The following is a 1,280-nucleotide window of genomic DNA, read 5'->3' on the forward strand; positions in this document are numbered from 1 at the left end:
ATCCGCTCCACCGGACAGGCCGCCTGCGGCGTCCTTCCGGTGAGCTTCGTTGTTATGCCCCAAGCCATGCCATCGCGTTGATGACGCTATAGGCATAGGGCGGGCGATGTCTTGATCCCGTGCGCCCGCTCGACGGCCCGCGCTACCCATCTGCCGTAGTCTGGCAGCGTCCATGATCCATGCTGCCATATCGGAAGCAATGCGGTAATGTCGGCATCGGTCAGCGGCGTTTGCGCTCGATACAGTTCGACTGCCCCAGGCCTGCCGCGCCCCATTTCGTCCGTGCGCCAGAGGCAGCCGCCCCACAGGTAGGCGGCAGGCTCCCTGGTGGCATCATTCGCCAGCGACAGGACGGCCCGCGCCTCGTCGCATATCGCAGGCCAGCGGTCTGTTTCCTCCATGCGTGTCAGCATGCGCTGCATCGTTTCCCGCCAGAGTATGTTTTGCATTTCCAATTCTCCAATCGGTCGCCAAAACGCCCAACTAGTCATTCCAGCGGACCCGTTCCGGGCCGCTGAATTCCGGTGTTAGGCGTCACAATCAGCGCCTTCGCCATGTCGAACGCAATCTGAAATTCAACCGATCCGCCAGCTACGCGCATCGCTTCAATGGCGCGTTTCAATTCGGCAATCCGGTCGCCTTCGTCGCGCAGTTGCTGTTTCAGCCGGTCAATTTCCTTGCGCTGCAACTCCACTCCGGCCCGCAGTTCCGGGTCCGTCAGCGCCATGCTGGCCGGCACATCCCATAGCATGTCGCGCAGCTTTGTCCGGCGCGCGGTCGCGGCTTCAAGGTGACTTCGCGTGCCGTCGCACTGCATGTTGCAGTATTCTTCCGCGAAGTCGTGCGCTACCTCCATGCACGCGTCAACCCACGCTTTATGCAGTTCTTCGTCGTTCATAGGTCAATCTCCAAAAAGTGCCGCCTAACAAGGCAATCAACCGGACGCGGAACAGCCGCGTCACATTTCCAACCGGCATCGCCGCGCCGGTTATCGCAGGCGTTGTGCGTCACAGCGGCACGTCCGCACGCACTTCGCCGACAGCAAACTGCTTTTCGCGCGCGTCTATCGTGGTCACATCAACCAGCCAAATGTCTATGCTGTGCGGGCACATGCCGGTCTTCGCGTGGAACGCCGTCATGGCTTCGAAAACTGCCGCTCGGATTGAGCCTTCCATTTCGCGCCGAGCCCCCCTGATTTGTTCAATGTCCATCGTCTTCTCCTTAAAACGGGATGTCGTCATCCGCAAAACTATCCGCCACCGCCACCACAGGCGCGCGCG

3 protein-coding genes are annotated in these 1,280 nt (G+C 60.8%); all 3 read right to left on the bottom strand.

The window, feature by feature from the left end; translation table 11 throughout:
• Positions 1-86: 86 nt before the first annotated feature.
• Positions 87-449, bottom strand: a complete 363-nt coding sequence (locus P5540_19945) for a hypothetical protein (protein ID HRT67087.1) — start codon at positions 447-449, stop codon at positions 87-89.
• 38 nt (positions 450-487) lie between these two features.
• Complete coding sequence (locus tag P5540_19950; protein HRT67088.1) at positions 488-898, bottom strand: hypothetical protein; 411 nt, start codon at positions 896-898, stop codon at positions 488-490.
• Positions 899-1,007: 109 nt separating this feature from the next.
• Positions 1,008-1,211, bottom strand: a complete 204-nt coding sequence (locus tag P5540_19955; protein ID HRT67089.1) for a hypothetical protein — start codon at positions 1,209-1,211, stop codon at positions 1,008-1,010.
• Positions 1,212-1,280: the final 69 nt, after the last annotated feature.

The organism is Candidatus Hydrogenedentota bacterium (assembly GCA_035450225.1).
Lineage (GTDB): Bacteria > Hydrogenedentota > Hydrogenedentia > Hydrogenedentales > SLHB01 > DSVR01.

Coding starts and splice junctions, on each gene's coding strand:
- P5540_19955 (HRT67089.1), bottom strand. CDS start 1,211: ATGGACATTGAACAAATCAGGGGGGCTCGGCGCGAAATGGAAGGCTCA.
- P5540_19950 (HRT67088.1), bottom strand. CDS start 898: ATGAACGACGAAGAACTGCATAAAGCGTGGGTTGACGCGTGCATGGAG.
- P5540_19945 (HRT67087.1), bottom strand. CDS start 449: ATGCAAAACATACTCTGGCGGGAAACGATGCAGCGCATGCTGACACGC.